Genomic DNA, 17619 nt, shown 5'->3' with positions numbered 1-17619 from the left:
AGATAGCTAGAAGGCTTTTAAGATTCATAAGAAATGTTTATAAATCTCATCAGAATATTTAAAAAGAGATTTTTTAGGATTGGGTTAAAATGGTATATAATTCTTCCACAGATATCTTTGAAGTTGCTTCCCAGGGAAGGATGCTGGTCATCACTGATATCCATGGGAATCTGGAAGATTTTAAGCGTTATGAATCTATTTTTAAGGGATGTCTGGACCAGTTGAAGGTGGTTATAACTGGTGATTTCATACATGAACTGGATAATAACTACGATGGTTCAGTGGAAGTCTTGGAAAGGGTGAAATGTTACTATCACCAGTATCCTAATTTTCATGTTCTATTGGGTAACCATGAGTGGGCTCATCTGGCTGATGAACCGGCCTATAAAATGGGGGTGGATCAAAAAAGGGCATTTGAATCCTACTTAAGGGAACGTTTTGGTGGAAAATGGGGATCGAAATTCAGATCATACCTTGAATTCTTTCGTGAGCTTCCAGTGGCCATTAAAACAGGAAATGGGGTTATTATTAGTCATGCTGGGCCGTACTCGGATTTTAAGAACCAGGAAGAACTTAGAAATATTACTCTAGCAGGATACCGCGGAAACAAGCCCTTGGAAAAAATGATGCTTAACCGGCCAGGTAACTACTCTAAAGAAGATCTGGAACGTTTCCTGGAGCTGGTTGGTTGTAAGGTCATGGTGGCGGGCCACACCATAGTAGATGGGGTGGATACAGTCTACGGGAAACAGATGATACTTTCATCCAGCCTCAGCAGTGGAAGGAAAGCCTACTTGGAACTGGATCTGGAAGCTGAAATCAACGATGTGGAAGATCTGATCCCTATGGTTCGCTGGTTGGAATAAAATTTATTATACGGGTTCTATTCTCCTTTATTAAAGGGATATCTTGACTAAGGGATATCTTGAAATAATAAAAAGAAGATTTATTAAAGGATATTTTTAAAATAAATTAGTAACCTGCCAATTTTTTGCAGGATACCCTAAGGTGGGGTTATGGTTCTAATAGTCACCCAATCTCCCTCCTCAACACTCTTCATAATTTCCAAACCTTCAACAACCCTCCCAATATGATTCACATCAGAGGCAGGTTGGGAATCTCCGAAGAATATGCAAAATGCCTTTCCTGGTGGCCAGTAAGATATATCTCCCTTATCTGAGGATGGTGATGGGTTTTCATAATCATGTTCAAAGGGAATGGGGAAGAAAACTTCTTCCTGCCATAATTGGGCTTCACCTTCCATGGGGAGGCTTTCGTAGAATGCCTGGGTCGTTTCAGGGTTTCGATCATCCAGGAGCACTTTAATTGTTCCCTTTTTTGATATTTCAATCTCTATCTCCATTGGAATTCACCTTACTATTTTTTTATTTTAGTATCATTTGAATTCACCTTAACATCGGAATTCACCTTAACTATAATTTGAATATTATCAATAAATTTTCAACCTTAAAAATTATTCTCTGTTTCGCCCTTTTTTAAGAGTTCTTCCATAATCTGCACACCGGTAGAGGTGCCGATTTTACTGGCCCCGGCATCGATCATTGCCATGGCAGTTTCCAGGTTCCGTATCCCACCAGCAGCTTTAACACCCATCTCCAGCCCTACAGTCTCCCTCATGAGCCTGACATCCTCCACTGTAGCCCCGCTTACTCCGAACCCGGTGGATGTTTTAACGTAGTGCGCCCCTGCTTCTCTGGCCAGCTGACAGGCGATGATCTTCTCTTCCCGGGTGAGTAGTGCCGTTTCCAGGATGACCTTCACCACGCGTCCCAGTGCTGCCCCCACCACAGCGGCGATGTCGGCCTGGACCAGGGAGTAATGTTCTGATTTGAGGGCGCCGATGTTCATCACCATGTCCAGTTCAGAGGCACCATTTTTTACAGCTTCCTCTGCTTCGAAGGCCTTGGCACGTGGTGTTTGGACTCCGAATGGGAATCCTATCACCACACAGACCTGTGTATCAGAGTTTTCCAGGAGTTCACTTGCCAGATCTGCTTGGGTGGGTGTTACACAAACACAGTTAAAATCATAGTCATCTGCCTCCTGGCAAAGTGCCTGAATATCAGCATCAGTGGCATCCCGCTGCACATTGGTATGGTCAATCATTCCAGCCAGTTCTTCTATGGATATCATAATCAAATCCCTCCAGTTCGTGTATTTAATAATCAGGTATTTAACAATTATTTAAAGGAATCCCGATTTTAATGGGAATTTTTCCCTTAATTATTATTTAATGCCATTAAACTAACTTTTTAGCCATGTAAGGTCCCTTCCTTTTATACCCAAATTTACGGTAATAGTTACGGGCTCCAATACCGCTGATAATAATAATCTCCCTTTTATCATACTCCTCACGGCTGATCTCTTCTGCCTTTTTGAGTAACTCCTCACCGTAGCCCTGGTGCTGCCACAGTTCATCTTCCCTTTCACCTAAAGGTATCATAGGGCCATAAACATGCAATTCGCGAAGTAAGGCTGTTTCAGGGCTGATCTCTGGGCGATGTGCATGTTCTGATGGCATGCGCAGCCTTAAAAAACCAAGGAGAACATCCGCTTCTGAGTCTTCCATGGACAGGAATATTTCCTCACCTTCACTGGCACGGTATTTCTCCATTAAAAGTTCTACATTATCTTTACTGGTGAATGTTCCCTGGGCAGCCTGGTGTCCCACTTCCCGGCAACGGATACACTGGCACTGAACTTTCTCTTCTTTCAGTTGATTGTAAACCAGTTCTCCCAGATTGGACTTTTTAACACCGGCTTCTATGAGCTGGGAGGGTATGTCCCGCTGGATGCGCATGGTACGCACCCACTTGGGCAGAATCTTCTTCACTTCTACTATGAGCTGGACTGCTTCTTCAGTAGAGTAGGGAGTGTAGTTTCCTTTCTCCCATAAGTCATGGAGTTTGGACCCCTCGGTCACCAGACAGGGGTAGATCTTCAGCATATCTGGTTTGAACTGCTCATCAGAGAATAATCTCTTGAACATTCGCAGGTCACGCTCCTGGTCACTAAATAGACCTGGCATGAGATGCATGGCCACTTTAATCCCGGAGTCCTTTAAAACACGGGTGGCCTCTACGGTGTCCTGCACCCGGTGACCACGCTCTACCCGGTGATATATGAAGTTGTAAATGGTCTGCACACCCAGTTCCACCCGGGTAACACCCATCCGGAGCATCCGATCCACATCCTCCCTTTTAGAGTAATCTGGCCGGGTTTCGAAGGTCATACCCACACAACGAACACTGGAACTTTCATTGGCCCGTTGAACGTCTTCCAGGTACTCAAACCCCTGCAGATCATGGTTGCCTCCGGTGTAGACATCTTCAGAATTCAATTTATACTCTTTAACTCCAAAATCCGTCATTGCAATTAAACACTGAGTGATGAACCATTCCTGGAAGCATAAAAACCGTGAGGGAAAAGTACCGCCCATGATTATGAGTTCCACCTTATCCAGGGGATGACCTATACTCTCTAACTGCTGTAATCGGTTATAAACCTGTTTATAAGGATTAAAATCGTACATTCTAGCCCTTAAAGCTGCGGGTTCTTCCCCAGTGTAACTAGGGGGGGCTATTGTGCTTTCAGGGCAGTAAAGACATCTTCCATGGGGGCATTTGTGTGGAGGGCACATCACTGCCACCACCGCCACACCAGAGATGGTCCTGGTTGGTTTCTTCTTCAAAATAGGGGTGATGATCTCCTTTTCATCTTCCCGGGCCATTTGAAGTATCTCAGAGTTACGGGGAAACCGGTCCAGTTTGTAATCACGACACACCTGAAACTTCGCCTTCTCCAGATCCTTCCTGTTTTTTATCCTTCCTTCCAGTATATGATTTATTATGGATCTTCCGGCTTCTTTCATTTCCTCCTTCTCCAAAAATCCCTTTTTTTATATTTATGAATGTTTTTAGTTTATCTTGATTTTTTAGAATGATTCCCTAGTGAAAATCAGATGATTGCCATGAAAAAATACATGATTTTATTATAATTTTTTTAGTTTAAGTATTTCCATGGCTCTCATAATGTCAGTTCTGGAAATTATACCCACCAATTGGTCATTTTCCACCACAGGGAGTCTTCCAATATTTGCCTGGGTTAACTTGGCCAGGGCATCGTTTAAAGGTTCCTCCGGGCTGCTGATAATCAGGTTACGGGTCATGAATTCAGTCACTGGTTTATTTTCATCTCCCTTTTTGGCACGGGAGATATCATTGAAGGTGATGATACCCTGAAGATTCTGCCCATCGGTAACTGGATAACCCATATGTTTATTCTGGAACATGATCTCCATGGTCTCTTCCACACTGGTCTCCGGCTGCACAGTTCTCACTTTAGGGGTCATTATCTCCTCTACCTTTATCCCCTCCAGGATGGTGGAAATCATTATCTCCTTGTACTCGGCATCAGCCCCAATGTAGATGAAGAGGGCAATGAGTATCAGGAAATAATTCCAGAATATCCCTACCACAGCCATAAATATGGCCAGGAACTTGCCCACCGAAGCAGCAGTTTCCGTGGCCTGCAGGTAACTCATTCTACCCGCAAGGAAGGCCCGTAAAACTCTCCCCCCATCCATAGGGTAGGCTGGAATCAGGTTGAAAGCCCCCAGAATCACATTCACCAGTGCGAAATAATTAAGGAAGGCTGCAATGGTAGGATATGGTGTTGCCAGTCCAAAGAAGAGACCGTAACATATTATGGCTATTAGAAAGTTTACCAGTGGTCCAGCAATGGCTATCCTGAATTCCTGGCCAGGATCCTCTGGTAACTCTTCCATGGCTGACACACCGCCAATGGGCAGAAGTACGATCCTTTCAATGCCAATACCATATCGTTGAGCAACATAGGAATGTGCTAATTCATGGAGAACAACCGTGACAAAAAGTAGGGTAATAAGTAAAGCCGCATTTAGATCAACTCCCGGGACCAGGTTAAAGAGGGCCACCCCGTAAATCAGGGCCATCAGGAGCAGGAAGGAAATATGCAGTTCCACTGGTATGTTAAAGATACTGAAGATCTTGAAGGAGTACTTCATTTAGTGTATCACCCGTAAACTTTACTTTATTATTAATTGGTTTTAAAACCGTATAAATGACATTGTAAGAAATAAAAAACAATTAATAAAATATATTGTTGAGAGGGGTCTTTTTGGCCAGTTTAAATCAGTCCTTCTAATTAGGGAAGATTAAAGGGATATGAGGTCCTTTAAATGGGCAATAAAATTATATACATCAAAAAACAGAGTATAGGATGGTGTTTAAATGAAAGTGAGCGACTTTTTCGGGCGAAGAGTTTTGGATAAAAAGGCTAATGAAATAGGTAAAGTTGCGGATATGGTCATAAAACCAAAGGAAGGTATTATAACCACTATAATTATATCCACCAGTGACTTTGGCCTCACCAGAAAAGATATTGAGATCGAAACTGCAGATATTGATGAAGTGGGGGACTACTTGCTGTTAAATGTTGAAAAGGCAGAACTGGAAGTAAGAGGGGAAATTGCTCTGAAAAAAGAGAAAGTAAGACTGGATATTAAAAAATAGAATATAAATTATTTGCAAATCTTAATTCAACAGAATTTATCTGGAAATATTTAAATCAAACATAATTATCTAGAAATATTAATTCAACAGAATTTGGAAATATTTCAACAGAATTAGTAATGCCAATCAGATCCAATAAAATATACTGGGGGTGAGAATGTGGAAGCTGCTAACAAGAGGAATAAAGAGATTTTAATAGGGTCTCATGTACGGTACAGTGGTACTGGCAGTTCCGGGGAAGTTTTAGATCTTCGTAGTGACGAGGATAGTGTTTGGGCTAAAATGGACACCACCGAGTTATGGTACAACAGCCGCTACCTGGAACTCCTGAACGAAGACGAGTATAACCGGCTTAAAAGAAGAGAATCCCGTAGAAAAGCTACGAAACCCAGTGAAGAAACTGATGACAAGGAAAACACCAAGAAAAAGGTGGAAGGCCTTAAACAGAACCTGGAAGACATGGACATGAGCAATGAACTGTGTGATGGTGGAGGTTAGAACCCTTCCTCCCCTTTTTTTAATTTCTTTATTCTGATGTCTTTAATCTTACTTGGAATATCCTTAAATTTTTATTTGAAATAGAACTCTTTTATTTTGAAATATTTCATAGAGATAGGATTAAAATAAATCGGACTAAGACTTCAAATTCCGGATGCATTCTGTTAATGAATCTTCAACTAAAGATTTATCAACATCAAGACCATCTAAAACCTCGATGTTGTAACTTTTTCCCTGAATAGGCTGGTGTACCGGATCACACACTGTTTGGTTGTTAGCAGGAATATGCACCGGGTCACAGATAATGGGCTCTGTAACCATCTTATAAAAGATATAAACAATAATAATTGATGTCATACCAGAAATAATGGCAATACTAATTTTTATTTTCTCATTAGGGATGAAATGGTCAATAGAACTGCTTAATATATAACTCAACACCAGACCAATCGCCAGAAAGAGGAATAAGCTGATTAAAAAAGGATAGGTGAAGTGGGGAGGATAATAATTATAATAATTGTAGTTAGTGCCCAGTAGAACAGTTATAAGGGTGATACAGGGAATGGCTAACAATAAAAATAGGGTTACCTTGAACTTGTTAGGATAAAGCAGTTCCCTGATATTTACCATAACTAGTTCTTTATCTTTGTTTGTATTTAATTTTTAAGAACTGCATTAATTTTTAAGAACGCATTGAGGAAGAATGTTTAACAGCATAATCCTGTTCCTTTAAGGATTAAATATTTCTTAAGATATGATTAAATCCGGAATATCCGGCCCAGGGTAGGCGAGTTTTGAAAATAATCACCCAAACCCCTCTCTTGAAACTTTTTCTCCAACAGCTGAAACCTCCCCATTTTTTCAGCCAATTCAGATGCCTTTTTTGCGTAATTTTCGTAAAAAACATTCATTTCTTGGGATAAATTGTTTATATCATCTTCAATTATTCTTTCGGCCACCAAACTGTATATTCCAAGTAAGGATTGGAGAGTGAATTCATTGGTGTCCATGATAAGGTTAAGTGTCTCATCTTGTAATTTTGCTGATTTTTTGCCGGGATAGAAATGCTGGAGCAAGTTGGAACGATAGGATAATGCGATGAGTTTATGGGATAATTCAGGGTATGGTGAGTTTTCCTGGTAAAAGGTAAGGGTGTTGAGGCGGAACATCTTCTCCACGGCATCATCCTGAACTCTATAATCCCAGTGGGGCCACTGGCCCCTTAAAAGCCCTTTACGTTTAACCATCCGTTCCAGTGGGGAGCCGGCTACAATTTCTGCCCGCCCAAAATCAAAGGCCAGATTTTTATTCTTATTCATGAAGTAGATGTTTTCGTTGATCTCGTCCAGGGTGGCCCGGGGATGGAACATCAACAGGTTAAAAGTAACACCCATATTAAAATCTTCCAGGAGTTTCAGGGAATGATTAATTTCATCTGCAGTCGAAGACCGGGCCAGGGCTCTTAGTCCACTGTCACTTGCATTTTCAACCCCCAAAAACACACCCACAGTTCCCATTTCTTCTAAAAGAGTCAAGATCTCCTGATCAACACCATCGGGCCTGGTTTTAATCAAGAGTGCAATATCCTCCAGTTCCACTCCCTCCCTTAGTAATGATTTTTTCAAGGAGTTTAAACGGGTGTGAGAGCTTTTTTTGGTGGGTAAAAGAAAATTATCATCATGAAACTGGAATAATCTCACTTTATGGTGGTGATAAAGTTCTCCCATCTCCCTGGCAACATTTTCCGGAGATCTTAATGAATAAGGGAGTCCTGTTTTTTGTTTATGAAACGCACCTATGCAGCAGTAAATGCACCGGGAATGGAAACATCCCCGGCTGGTGATGAGGGTGGCAAATCTCTCACCCAATCGCGTATGGGGCTTTTTATTACGCAGCGGGAATGGTAAATTATCCAAATCAGGGAATTCGGCAATGATGGTGTTCTCTTTTATTATTGGGTTGCCCTCAGTAAATTTATAGACTAAGTTGGGGATTTTTGATAAGTTTTTATCATTGGCTAGGGCATCAATCAATTTTGAAATAGGGATTTCTCCCTCAAAACGAATAACAGAGTTAATAGTCTCGTCTTTCAGTATCTCTTCAAATTCAAAGGTGGGAAAATGCCCACCCACAGTCACATGCACTTTGGGGTTGGTTTCTTTTATTTTGTGGATAAGTTCCAGGAACATGGGGGCCAGGGACTGGAAGGCCATTGAAACCGCCACCATATCAGGATGGAATGATTTTAATTCCTTTAAAACTCCTGAAAAATCATTATTATTGGAGCATGGGGCAATTTTAATGGTATGTTCTTTTTTCTGGAGTTCAGCTCCTAAATATCTGATGGCCAGGTTTTCTTCGTCTTCTGCCCCCACCAGCAGGACCTTTCCCTTTCTCTTTTCATTCATGTAAACCCAGGTTATTCAGGTGTTTAAATCGGATATTTTATGTTTAGTATTAATATAGAATTACATGCACATAATAATAGGTTTTAGAAGTTCGAGGGAGGATGTTGATGATGAAAGAAAATGAGGAACAGTACTGGATGCTCGGATTTTTAGGATTCATGGGGTTTCTGGGGTTCACTGGATTCACAGCCAACGATCCCTGGCAGTTTTTCCTGTTTTGTAACTTTGGTTTACTGGGATTTTTCACCTACAAATACCCGAGCAAAGCCATAATGGCAGTGGCTCTTTTAGGAGTGGCTGCAGGACTCATAATGGGAATAATGGGCATTACCGGAATAATTTAACTACTTTAAAATTTATTTTCCATTAATTTTTTTAATTTAGTTATCATCTGTATTTAGTTTATCATCCGCCCATTTTTTTTGAAATTCTACCTTAAGGGCTATATTTTTTAGGTGGATATTTGGGCGTAGGTTTATATTAAATGAGTTTCAATAAAAAAATAACAAACCGACGGTCGGTTTGTAGGAGGTTAGGATGGTTCCAAGAAAACCCCGGGAAAAAAGAATAAATGAGATAACACAGGCAGCAATTGAAGTTTTCCTGGAAAAAGGTTACGAAAACACTACAATGGATGCTATTGCTAAAAAAGCAGGGGTGAGTAAAGGCGGACTTTATCACTACTTCCCTAGCAAAGACATGGTGTTGATCTTTGCCAATGATAAAATAAGTGAGAAAGTTGGGGAAATAATGACCTCTGCTTCAGAATGCACTTCAGTTAAGGAGGGAATCCTGCACTACATGGAAAACTACATTCGTTACTGGCTGGAACATCCCAAAGAAACAGCTTTCCTGTTCCTTTCAATTGCAAAAATGCTGGAAAAACCCGAGTTATTAAAGTACTACCAACAGTACACCGCAGATTATATGGCATTCTTTGAAGGTGCATTCACCATGGGAATCCAGCAGGGTGAATTCAAAGAACACAATGTAAGGACTAGTGCCATAACCCTGATGGCTGCACTGGACGGTGTTTTAAGTTACATGATATTCGATGAAGGCCTAATTCTGGAAGATGTTGTTCATCATTTTGAGGAAAAATTCATCACACCCATTGCGATCTAAATATAGGGGTTTACCATGAATAATAAAAGACAGAAAATCCGAAATACAACATTACTCATATCTATTTTATCCCTATTTTTCGGTAGAACATTCTGTGGATGGGCCTGTCCTACTGGAGGAGTTCAAGAATATTGTTTTTCAATAAATGATGGAAAAACAAGGGGTGGAAGATATAACTGGATTAAATACTTCTTTTTTATCCCATGGATTGCCACCATAGCCATCCTGACAGTGATGGCCAGTGGATTAACCACAATTGATCCATTATTCATGACAAAATATGGAGTTTCCATTTCAGAACCCTTCGTATACATTATTTACTACGGAATTATCTTCACAACAATTATAATCGCCATAATTGCAGGTAAAAGAGCCAACTGTCATTATTTTTGTTTCATAGCCCCATTCATGATTATAGGAACCAAGATAAAGAATTTCTTCAGATGGCCATCACTTCACCTGAAAGCCAATAAAGAATTGTGTGTAGAGTGCAGATTATGTAAAAACTGTCCGATGAGTCTTGATGTGAAAGAAAAAGTACTGGGTGGAGATATGCATGACTTTGAATGCATTTTATGTGGAAAATGTGTGGATTCATGTCCCAAAGGAGCCATAAAATATTCTTTTGGCATCCCCAAAAAGAGGTAGAAAAAATGAAAATAGTGGACTTTTACTTTTTCTCTGGAACCGGCAACACCCTACTTGTGGTTAAAAAAATGCAGGAAACCTTCCAGAAAAAAGGCATCCTGGTGAACCTGCACAAAATAGAAGAATCAAAACCGGAAGATGTTAATTTAGAGCATATCATTGGCCTGGGATTTCCCATAGCAGAACTATCCACCTACAACCTGGTCTGGAAGTTCATCAGGGCACTTCCCGAGACTGACCAGGATACAGAGATATTCATGGTGGACACCCTGGGCGGATTTTCAGGGGGTATAGTGGGTCCAGTACATGAAATAGTTAAAAAGAAAGGATACAATCCCATAGGAGCTAAAGAAATAATAATGCCTCCCAACATATTCTACATTCAGGATGAGAAAACCTGCCAGGAAAAGGTTCAAAAAGGACTACAAAAGGCAGAAGAATATGCTTTGGACATTATAGGTGGGAAATCAAAATGGGGAAGAGTCCCGGTACTTTCTGATGCAGTCTACTACACCTCCATTGCCGGTTTGAAGATCACTGAATCCAATCTCAACCAGAAACTACTGCGCCTGGAAACAGATAATGAAGAATGCCGCAAGTGTGGTATATGTGTAAAGCTCTGCCCAGTGGACAACATAACCATGGGGGAAGGAAATTATCCGGAGCATGGTTTTAACTGTGAGTACTGTTTAAGGTGTACGTCTTTATGTCCTCGTGGTGCTATCTCCTGCCCTTGCAACTACAAGGGGAAAACTTATCGGGCAGTTAAGGCCAAAGAATTTCTAAAAATAAATTAACAGTATTAAAGTAAATAGAATTAAACTAAACAGGGATTAACAGTATTAAACTAAACCAGATGCCATGGTTGAACTAAACACCAAACTAAAATTTTTCAAACCATTTTTTTAATAAATCCCGGAGGGGGATTCTAAAATGCCAAATTTAAATGAGAAAAACATGGATGTGGGAGGGCTGGCCCGAGAGGCAGTGAATGACAAGGAACTTTTCCAGGAACTGAAGGAGGGGGTGCGATCCAAGGACAACACCATCCGACAGAATAGTTTCAAGGCCATGCAGATCATAGCCGAGGAAGATCCAGATTTCCTATACTCTGAATGGGATTACTTCCAGGAAATGCTCCAGAGTCCCAACAATTACCATAAATACATAGCCATCTACATATTATCCAGCTTAACCCGTATTGATAAGGATAATAAGTTTGAAGAGGCATTCGATGAGTACTATGGGGTACTGGCGGGGGATAAAGCCATGACCGCGTCTCATGTGGCTTTAAACTCCAGTGTGATAGCCCATAACAAGCCCAAACTCAGATCACGGATTGTGGATATACTCATGAGTATTGATGATATTCACCAGGGTAAGCAGAAGGAACTCATAAAGGCCTATGCTATCGAGGCCCTGGGGAAAATTTACCCTGAAGCAGAGGATAAGGAACTTATTGAAAATTATGTAAAATCCCAGGGGGATAGTAAAAGTCCCAAGACCCGCAACATGGCCAAGTGTTTTCTGGAGCGATGTTAAGATAATATTAATATACTATGAATCGCTACAAATATGATTAAGGGGTAACATGGTAGATACGGTCGATACTACAGGGTCCCACCACTTCCCACAGCGGAAGAATAAATTCAAGAAAATGGTGGGTCGAATCTGGTCTAGGGGTAGATCCAGTTCCAATAAAAAGCCACAAAAAATGCCATTGCTGAGATATACAAAGGAAAATGAAGGAAACTGGCTATCTGAAGACCCAAAGCGGTGGAATAAGTTTCAGGAAGAATACCGGGACGAGTTTGAAGATAAGATCAAACTCATGGATGAAATCAGGGATAAGAAAAAAGGCAATGAAGCATTGTACTGGTTCTTCACGGCGGAAGATCCTGATTTTTAAACTGAAAGCTTACAAGATAAAAAAGAGTTCTCTTAGTGTGGGTTAGCGTTTTTTCGGCTGATTTTGTGCTTATTTATAATTATCATTAATTGTCACTTTTGATATATGTAATCTTTGATATTACGGTGTATTTTTTAGTTTATCCAAGGAAAAGGAAAATTATTAGTTATCCAGTCAGAATAAAATATTCACAACACATAAAAACTCAAACAAAAACAATAGATAAACACTAACATTGCCATTTACTACCCGTGCTTGCTGTTTCGCTGAGTGTCCGGCTGTCTTGATGTACCTTATTTCGTTGTTGTGTGTCTTTTATGGCTCATTTGCTCTCATTTTCTTTTGAGTATTAATTGAAAGTGTGTTTAACTGTGTTGGTGGAACAAATTATTTGCTAAAAGTTATTTACTAAAGTAATTACATAATTATAAAGTGATTGTAGAGTGTAGGTGGATAAAGATAATGTCACTCGTAGCTAGGAGCGAACTGGAAAAAGAAAAGCGAAGAAGAGATATATTAAATGCAGCTGAAAAGTTATTCTTCTCTAAAGGTTATGAAAATGTTTCTTTGAAGGATATATCCAAAGAAGTGAAGTTCAGTAGATCTACAATTTATCTATATTTTGAGAACAAGGAAGAATTATTCTTTGCTATTGTCCTTCGTGGAATCCGAATCCGGAATAAAATGATCAAAGAAGAAGTTAAGAAAGTAAAAACTGGTTATAAAAAACTTACAGCATTTAGAAAGGCATATTACGAATTTGCAAAAGAACATTCTGATTATCTACAAGCTTACAATTATTTACTGTCAGGACGGTTTGATCTAGCTAATATTGAACCTGCAGAATATAAAATAGAAGCCTTTTCCCACAGTAAGCTCTATGATGAGTATAAAAAAAGATTTGAAGAATTGTATATGAAAAAGTTAGAGCATAGTAATGGTAATGTTACTCCCGGTATTCTGACACCAAAATTCACAGTCAGTGAATATTTAAATGAAATTACCCTTTTACGCCATGAAATGCTGTATATACTTTGTAGCTCAATAGAACAGGGTAAAAAAGAAGGCATAATAAAACCGGATGTGAATTCTGTTGAAGTAACTGTTTTATTGACATTGATCACAACTAACATTGATAATATGCCCAACGACCTTAAAGAGTTACTAAAAATCCAAGGAATCAATCACAATAAATTTTTAGTAGATGTCAATGACTTCATGGATAATATAATATGCAATAAGCAAAAATAACAGCGAACCGATAATAATACAATCTTATTATACATGAAATTATTTTTTAAGTTATATTAATAATTGAAAACATTTTAATAATTGATTTATTTTTTTTAAATGTTATTTTTAATATTTTCATTTTTTATTTAACCAAAGACTTTAAATAGTAAATGTCACAATGTCATTACTAACATAGTGTCATTACTAACACGATGTCATTAAGGGAGTTGAAAAATATGGTAGAAAATGAGTATAAGCAAGATGAAACTAAAATTTATGCAGATAGGAAAGGGCCAGCAAAAATGGCCGAAGGAATTGCTATGATTAGGGCTTATGAATCATCTAAACTTGAAGCTGAACGAATCTGTTATGATCCATATGCTATCCATTTTATAAATCCCAAAATATTGGAATACGCTGCTAAACATCGGGATGAGGCAAATACAACTGTCGAAAATAACTCTGGTTCAATTGTAGCCAGAGTTAGGTATTTCGATGATTTTGCGAAAAAATTGATCGAAAACGGGCTTGAACAGTTGGTTATATTTGGTGCTGGATATGATACTCGAGCTTATAGAATCGAAGAACTGAAAGAAAAAGTTAAAGTATTTGAAGTGGATCATCCAGGTACTCAGATTTTTAAAATGGAGAAAATCAAGGAAATCTTTGGTTCTATCCCGGAGCATGTTGTATTTGTGCCTGTTGATTTTGAAAAGGAAACATTCAGTGAAAAACTATTTTCTAAAGGTTATAATCGATCATTGAAGACTCTTTTCATTATGGAAGGACTAATCATGTATATTACCCCTAAGTCAGTCGCTGAAACACTTTCTTTTATCGCAGAGAATTCTGGCAAAGGCAGTGCCGTGATTTTTGATTATTTCCCGGAATCTGTAGTTGATGGAACCAATAAACTGAAGATTGCACAAGATATCAGAAACTTTGCAATACAACAAGGAGAACCATTCCAATTCGGAATCAAAGATGGTGAGCTCGAGGAATTCCTAAGTACTTTTGGATTCTCAAATATACAAAATGTAACCAGTGAAGATTATAAAAAAGCATATTTCCATGGTAAAAACGAAAACAGGAATGTTTGTGAACTTCTATACTTCGCACAAGCAACAATCGAATAATAATAGAAATAAGATAAAATATTGAATTATTTATTTAAAGATATAAGCAAAAATCTTGGCAGGCTGTGAGCATGCCCATATTGTTCTATTTTTTTTCTTCCAAGTGTTCGAATGTCCGAGAGTTGTCTTCACGAGTTTTTGTTTCAGCGTTTGTAAATAATAATGATTCTGAAACTCGAAAATAAACTGGATCAAAATTGTCTAAACGATTCATAGAACAATAAGTATGGTACAACCACAGAAATCCATCAACTTCAAAAAATTCTTCTTTAATTTATAATAAGCAGGATAAAAAAAAATAAGGGATTTTAAAGGTTTCACGATTATAACTGGAGTTATCTTCCTTGCATTACGGTTACAAGGCCACCAATGATTAAAAGTATTGCTGCTAACCAAGCATATATGTATATGAAGGCTGGTATTAGCACGATAATGATTGCGATAATAATCCCAAGCACTAACATCGCGCCACCGCTCATCTGAACAGTTTCCATTATTTCACCCCCTTATATTTCAATCATTTTTTCTACATATAATTTATTGATCTTTGAATTAATTAACTTATTCCCTCCTTAATTAGGGGGTATTGTCAGAGAAACTATGCCTTTCCGGATTCAATCCTTACTTTATGACCAAAATATGCTCCCTTATTTTCAACATGTGCTTCCTGCATTTATTTTAAATCATCTGAAAATCATAAATATAATCAATTCAATGGGGAAATAGGGGGTTGAATAAACATGCCCAAGATTATACATTTTAAAATACCGGGCAGAGGATCCAGAAAGAGCAATCGAGTTTCATAGAAAAGTTTTTGGATGGAAAATCCATAAATGGAAGGGCCTTTTGACTACTGGCTGGTAACAACTGGAGAAGATGATGAGCCTGGTATTAATGGAGCTATAATGTCCAAAGAAATGGGTGAAATGGTCAAAAATACCATTGGTGGATTCCTTTGAGGAATATGCTCAGAAGATTGTAAGATGCCTGGGGAAAGATGTTAATGGAAAAACAGGCTATTCCTGGTGTGGGTATAAGGGCTGCATTTGAGGATACAGATGGCAATGTATTGGTAATAATAGAACCAGAGATGGAGTAGCCCCTTAAGACAATTCATTTTTTTCTCTGCATGTATAAATGGAAAAATCCATATTAACTAGACTTATTTCAAACAAACAAATGAATTTCAACACTATCCTAAAAATTGTCAGGCTCGGGCGCTTACAATTTGTTTTTGGAGGGTTTTTATTCTTTTGCACCGGAGCGTTGCTTGCGCTTTTATCAAATGCAGAATTCAGTTTGATCAAGTTTATAATGGGTTATGCAGCTTTATTCACTGCACATCTATCTGTTTCTTACAGCAATGATTATTTCGACCTGGAGGTGGACAAATTTCAGGAACCCACCCGCTTTTCAGGAGGAAGTGGGGTTCTGGTTACCAATCCCGAGCTTCGGAAATTTTCTAAAAACTTCGCCCTGGCTCTTATGGGATTATCCATCACCCTGGCCATTATAACCACCATCATTTTCCAGTTACCAGTATCATTTTTCTTGCTGATATTATCCGGGAACCTTCTGGGATGGTACTACTCAGCCCCGCCACTCAGACTATCTTATCGTGGATTAAGCGAATTTGCAACGGTTTTAACAGGGTTCATAGTACCAGGGATCGGTTATGTGATTTTGATGGGAAGATTAGATGCAGTTTTCCTTATTTTTACTATACCACTTATGCTATATGAACTGCTTTTTATCATCAATGTGGAGATACCAGATATGGAAGCCGATAGTTTTGGGGGTAAAAAAACAGCAGTAGCAACTTACGGTCGTCAGTTTGGGTTTATAATAGGTGCCATAGCTGCATTAATGGCAACATTATCATTCATTTTCATGCCCCTGGTTAATCTAAACCTCCCCACTATCAATTGGGGTCTTTTAGTCATTTTTTCATTGGTCCCCCTGGGGTTGGGAATATTAAGCGCCAGGAAAAAAGTAGTTAATAGAAAATCTGCCCTTAAATGGGTGAATTATAATCTGTTATCCCTCTCTATTTTCATAATCATGATTAATGCCTATTTTATTTACTTGATTTAAAAAAGGACCAGTTTAAAAAAAAGGACCAGTGTTTTAAAATGAATCACCCAGAAAAAGAGAAAAATGCAGGGGGCATGTCCTACCGCACCCTGCCTGGAATCGAAACAATCCTCATCACCCAGTATCTGGATCATCATGATAAAAAACCTTTATATCTTGTATCTGAAAAAAATAAGAAATATTACATGGCAAGCGCGGATAAAACCATTGCCCGGTTAGAATTAGCAAAAATTAGGGTTGAAAACTCTGATATCTCCTCGGATGAATGCCAAGTGGTGATGGACCGGATTTCTCATGGTTTGAACTGTATGGAATATATTAAAAACAGGGTCAAAAATGTTGCCAGTAATGAAGAAATCCATAAAATAACACCCTATAAATTGTGGCATGCAGTAAAGTTGATTCCTTCAGCAGCTGAGGGTTATGCAGTAACGGCTTCCATTGAAAATGTCATCTTTCGTGACAAAAGACCCGAATCAAATCAAGACCCTGAAAAAATTAAAACACATTTAGAAAATGTTAAAACCATTTTTTTACACCTATTAAATTTAGATGAGAGTTCTGACTTTGCCGCCGCTGAAAAATCTCGCTTAAAGGCTTATAAAGAAATAGAAATAGTGCAAAAAGATGCAGAATGAGTAACCCTATTTTTTTATCTAAATTCACATCCCACAGGGGTATCTGCGGGGGTTATAATAAAATCTTGTTTTTGTGAATAAAATTAATATAAATTATATATATTATGTTTTCATGAACAAATTGTTTTAATGGGTTAATATTTGTGACTTATTACCTAATATTTTAGGGTTATCTTCTTAAAACATCACTATATAATAAAGACAATCTTCTAGATCATCCTACGCAGCTTCTTACTCCCTAAAATACAGGGGAGCAAGTAAATGTTGGTATAAGGATTTTAAATGAATCTAATTCCAAATAAATTTAAATGAAATCTAATTCTAAATAATCTATGTATACTCATTGATGTCAAGGAA

At 38.6% G+C, this 17619-nt stretch carries 22 protein-coding genes; 15 read left to right on the top strand and 7 right to left on the bottom strand.

Annotated elements, in window-relative coordinates; genetic code table 11:
- Nucleotides 1–89 precede the first annotated feature (89 nt).
- Nucleotides 90–866 carry a metallophosphoesterase gene (locus tag HY987_RS12570; RefSeq protein WP_292759347.1) on the top strand — a complete coding sequence of 259 codons (777 nt, stop codon included), beginning with the start codon at nucleotides 90–92 and terminating at the stop codon, nucleotides 864–866.
- A 137-nt stretch (nucleotides 867–1003) separates the two neighbouring features.
- On the opposite strand, the gene HY987_RS12565 is transcribed toward HY987_RS12570, so the two are convergent.
- The 4 genes from HY987_RS12565 to HY987_RS12550 form a co-directional block, all read right to left on the bottom strand.
- Nucleotides 1004–1363, bottom strand: coding sequence for a cyclophilin-like fold protein (locus HY987_RS12565; protein ID WP_292759345.1), 360 nt, complete (start codon nucleotides 1361–1363; stop codon nucleotides 1004–1006).
- A gap of 104 nt (nucleotides 1364–1467) precedes the next feature.
- Nucleotides 1468–2154, bottom strand: a complete 687-nt coding sequence (gene deoC, locus HY987_RS12560; protein ID WP_292759341.1) for a deoxyribose-phosphate aldolase — start codon at nucleotides 2152–2154, stop codon at nucleotides 1468–1470.
- 106 nt (nucleotides 2155–2260) lie between these two features.
- Nucleotides 2261–3892 carry a tRNA uridine(34) 5-carboxymethylaminomethyl modification radical SAM/GNAT enzyme Elp3 gene (locus HY987_RS12555; RefSeq protein WP_292759338.1) on the bottom strand — a complete coding sequence of 544 codons (1632 nt, stop codon included), beginning with the start codon at nucleotides 3890–3892 and terminating at the stop codon, nucleotides 2261–2263.
- A 120-nt stretch (nucleotides 3893–4012) separates the two neighbouring features.
- Nucleotides 4013–5065, bottom strand: coding sequence for a CBS domain-containing protein (locus HY987_RS12550; RefSeq protein ID WP_292759335.1), 1053 nt, complete (start codon nucleotides 5063–5065; stop codon nucleotides 4013–4015).
- Nucleotides 5066–5291: 226 nt separating this feature from the next.
- On the opposite strand from HY987_RS12550, the gene HY987_RS12545 reads away from it, so the two are divergent.
- Together HY987_RS12545 and HY987_RS12540 are read left to right on the top strand one after the other, a co-directional pair.
- The gene (locus HY987_RS12545) at nucleotides 5292–5573 is read left to right on the top strand and encodes a PRC-barrel domain-containing protein (protein ID WP_292759332.1); all 282 of its coding nucleotides are present in this window, start codon (nucleotides 5292–5294) and stop codon (nucleotides 5571–5573) included.
- Between the two features lie 159 nt (nucleotides 5574–5732).
- Nucleotides 5733–6071: a DUF2098 domain-containing protein gene (locus HY987_RS12540; protein WP_292759329.1), complete on the top strand. Its 339-nt coding sequence runs from the start codon at nucleotides 5733–5735 to the stop codon at nucleotides 6069–6071.
- Nucleotides 6072–6206: 135 nt separating this feature from the next.
- On the opposite strand, the gene HY987_RS12535 is transcribed toward HY987_RS12540, so the two are convergent.
- Both HY987_RS12535 and HY987_RS12530 read right to left on the bottom strand, forming a co-directional pair.
- Nucleotides 6207–6701 (bottom strand): hypothetical protein, encoded by a 495-nt coding sequence (locus HY987_RS12535; protein ID WP_292759326.1) that lies wholly within the window; start codon nucleotides 6699–6701, stop codon nucleotides 6207–6209.
- A 128-nt stretch (nucleotides 6702–6829) separates the two neighbouring features.
- The gene (locus tag HY987_RS12530) at nucleotides 6830–8479 is read right to left on the bottom strand and encodes a radical SAM protein (RefSeq protein ID WP_292759323.1); all 1650 of its coding nucleotides are present in this window, start codon (nucleotides 8477–8479) and stop codon (nucleotides 6830–6832) included.
- Nucleotides 8480–8586: 107 nt separating this feature from the next.
- Between HY987_RS12530 and HY987_RS12525 the strand changes: the two genes are divergently transcribed.
- The 8 genes from HY987_RS12525 (at nucleotide 8587) to HY987_RS12490 (ending at nucleotide 14530) form a co-directional block, all read left to right on the top strand.
- Nucleotides 8587–8823: a hypothetical protein gene (locus tag HY987_RS12525; protein WP_292759320.1), complete on the top strand. Its 237-nt coding sequence runs from the start codon at nucleotides 8587–8589 to the stop codon at nucleotides 8821–8823.
- Nucleotides 8824–9016: 193 nt separating this feature from the next.
- Nucleotides 9017–9604 carry a TetR/AcrR family transcriptional regulator gene (locus HY987_RS12520; protein ID WP_292759317.1) on the top strand — a complete coding sequence of 196 codons (588 nt, stop codon included), beginning with the start codon at nucleotides 9017–9019 and terminating at the stop codon, nucleotides 9602–9604.
- Between the two features lie 15 nt (nucleotides 9605–9619).
- On the top strand, nucleotides 9620–10252 hold the full coding sequence (locus tag HY987_RS12515) for a 4Fe-4S binding protein (RefSeq protein ID WP_292759315.1): 633 nt from the start codon (nucleotides 9620–9622) through the stop codon (nucleotides 10250–10252).
- Nucleotides 10253–10257: 5 nt separating this feature from the next.
- Complete coding sequence (locus HY987_RS12510) at nucleotides 10258–11049, top strand: EFR1 family ferrodoxin (RefSeq protein WP_292759312.1); 792 nt, start codon at nucleotides 10258–10260, stop codon at nucleotides 11047–11049.
- A 136-nt stretch (nucleotides 11050–11185) separates the two neighbouring features.
- On the top strand, nucleotides 11186–11794 hold the full coding sequence (locus HY987_RS12505; RefSeq protein ID WP_292759309.1) for a hypothetical protein: 609 nt from the start codon (nucleotides 11186–11188) through the stop codon (nucleotides 11792–11794).
- 49 nt (nucleotides 11795–11843) lie between these two features.
- On the top strand, nucleotides 11844–12161 hold the full coding sequence (locus tag HY987_RS12500; protein ID WP_292759307.1) for a hypothetical protein: 318 nt from the start codon (nucleotides 11844–11846) through the stop codon (nucleotides 12159–12161).
- Nucleotides 12162–12623: 462 nt separating this feature from the next.
- Nucleotides 12624–13412, top strand: coding sequence for a TetR/AcrR family transcriptional regulator (locus tag HY987_RS12495; protein WP_292759304.1), 789 nt, complete (start codon nucleotides 12624–12626; stop codon nucleotides 13410–13412).
- Between the two features lie 218 nt (nucleotides 13413–13630).
- A complete protein-coding gene (locus tag HY987_RS12490) occupies nucleotides 13631–14530 on the top strand; it encodes a class I SAM-dependent methyltransferase (protein ID WP_292759301.1) in 900 nt (299 codons plus the stop codon).
- A gap of 335 nt (nucleotides 14531–14865) precedes the next feature.
- On the opposite strand, the gene HY987_RS12485 is transcribed toward HY987_RS12490, so the two are convergent.
- The gene (locus HY987_RS12485; protein ID WP_292759298.1) at nucleotides 14866–15024 is read right to left on the bottom strand and encodes a hypothetical protein; all 159 of its coding nucleotides are present in this window, start codon (nucleotides 15022–15024) and stop codon (nucleotides 14866–14868) included.
- A gap of 339 nt (nucleotides 15025–15363) precedes the next feature.
- On the opposite strand from HY987_RS12485, the gene HY987_RS12480 reads away from it, so the two are divergent.
- The 4 genes from HY987_RS12480 to HY987_RS12470 are packed head-to-tail and all read left to right on the top strand — an operon-like array spanning nucleotide 15364 to nucleotide 17262.
- On the top strand, nucleotides 15364–15489 hold the full coding sequence (locus HY987_RS12480; RefSeq protein WP_292759295.1) for a hypothetical protein: 126 nt from the start codon (nucleotides 15364–15366) through the stop codon (nucleotides 15487–15489).
- 44 nt (nucleotides 15490–15533) lie between these two features.
- Nucleotides 15534–15629, top strand: a complete 96-nt coding sequence (locus tag HY987_RS12775) for a VOC family protein (RefSeq protein ID WP_367146915.1) — start codon at nucleotides 15534–15536, stop codon at nucleotides 15627–15629.
- A 38-nt stretch (nucleotides 15630–15667) separates the two neighbouring features.
- Nucleotides 15668–16624, top strand: a complete 957-nt coding sequence (locus tag HY987_RS12475; RefSeq protein WP_367146914.1) for a prenyltransferase — start codon at nucleotides 15668–15670, stop codon at nucleotides 16622–16624.
- A 38-nt stretch (nucleotides 16625–16662) separates the two neighbouring features.
- Nucleotides 16663–17262, top strand: a complete 600-nt coding sequence (locus HY987_RS12470; protein WP_292759292.1) for a hypothetical protein — start codon at nucleotides 16663–16665, stop codon at nucleotides 17260–17262.
- Nucleotides 17263–17619 lie beyond the last annotated feature (357 nt).

The organism is Methanobacterium sp. (assembly GCF_016217785.1).
Taxonomy (GTDB): Archaea; Methanobacteriota; Methanobacteria; order Methanobacteriales; family Methanobacteriaceae; genus Methanobacterium.
Note: the sequence above shows the minus strand (reverse complement) of the source record. Positions and strands in the feature narration are given on the sequence as shown.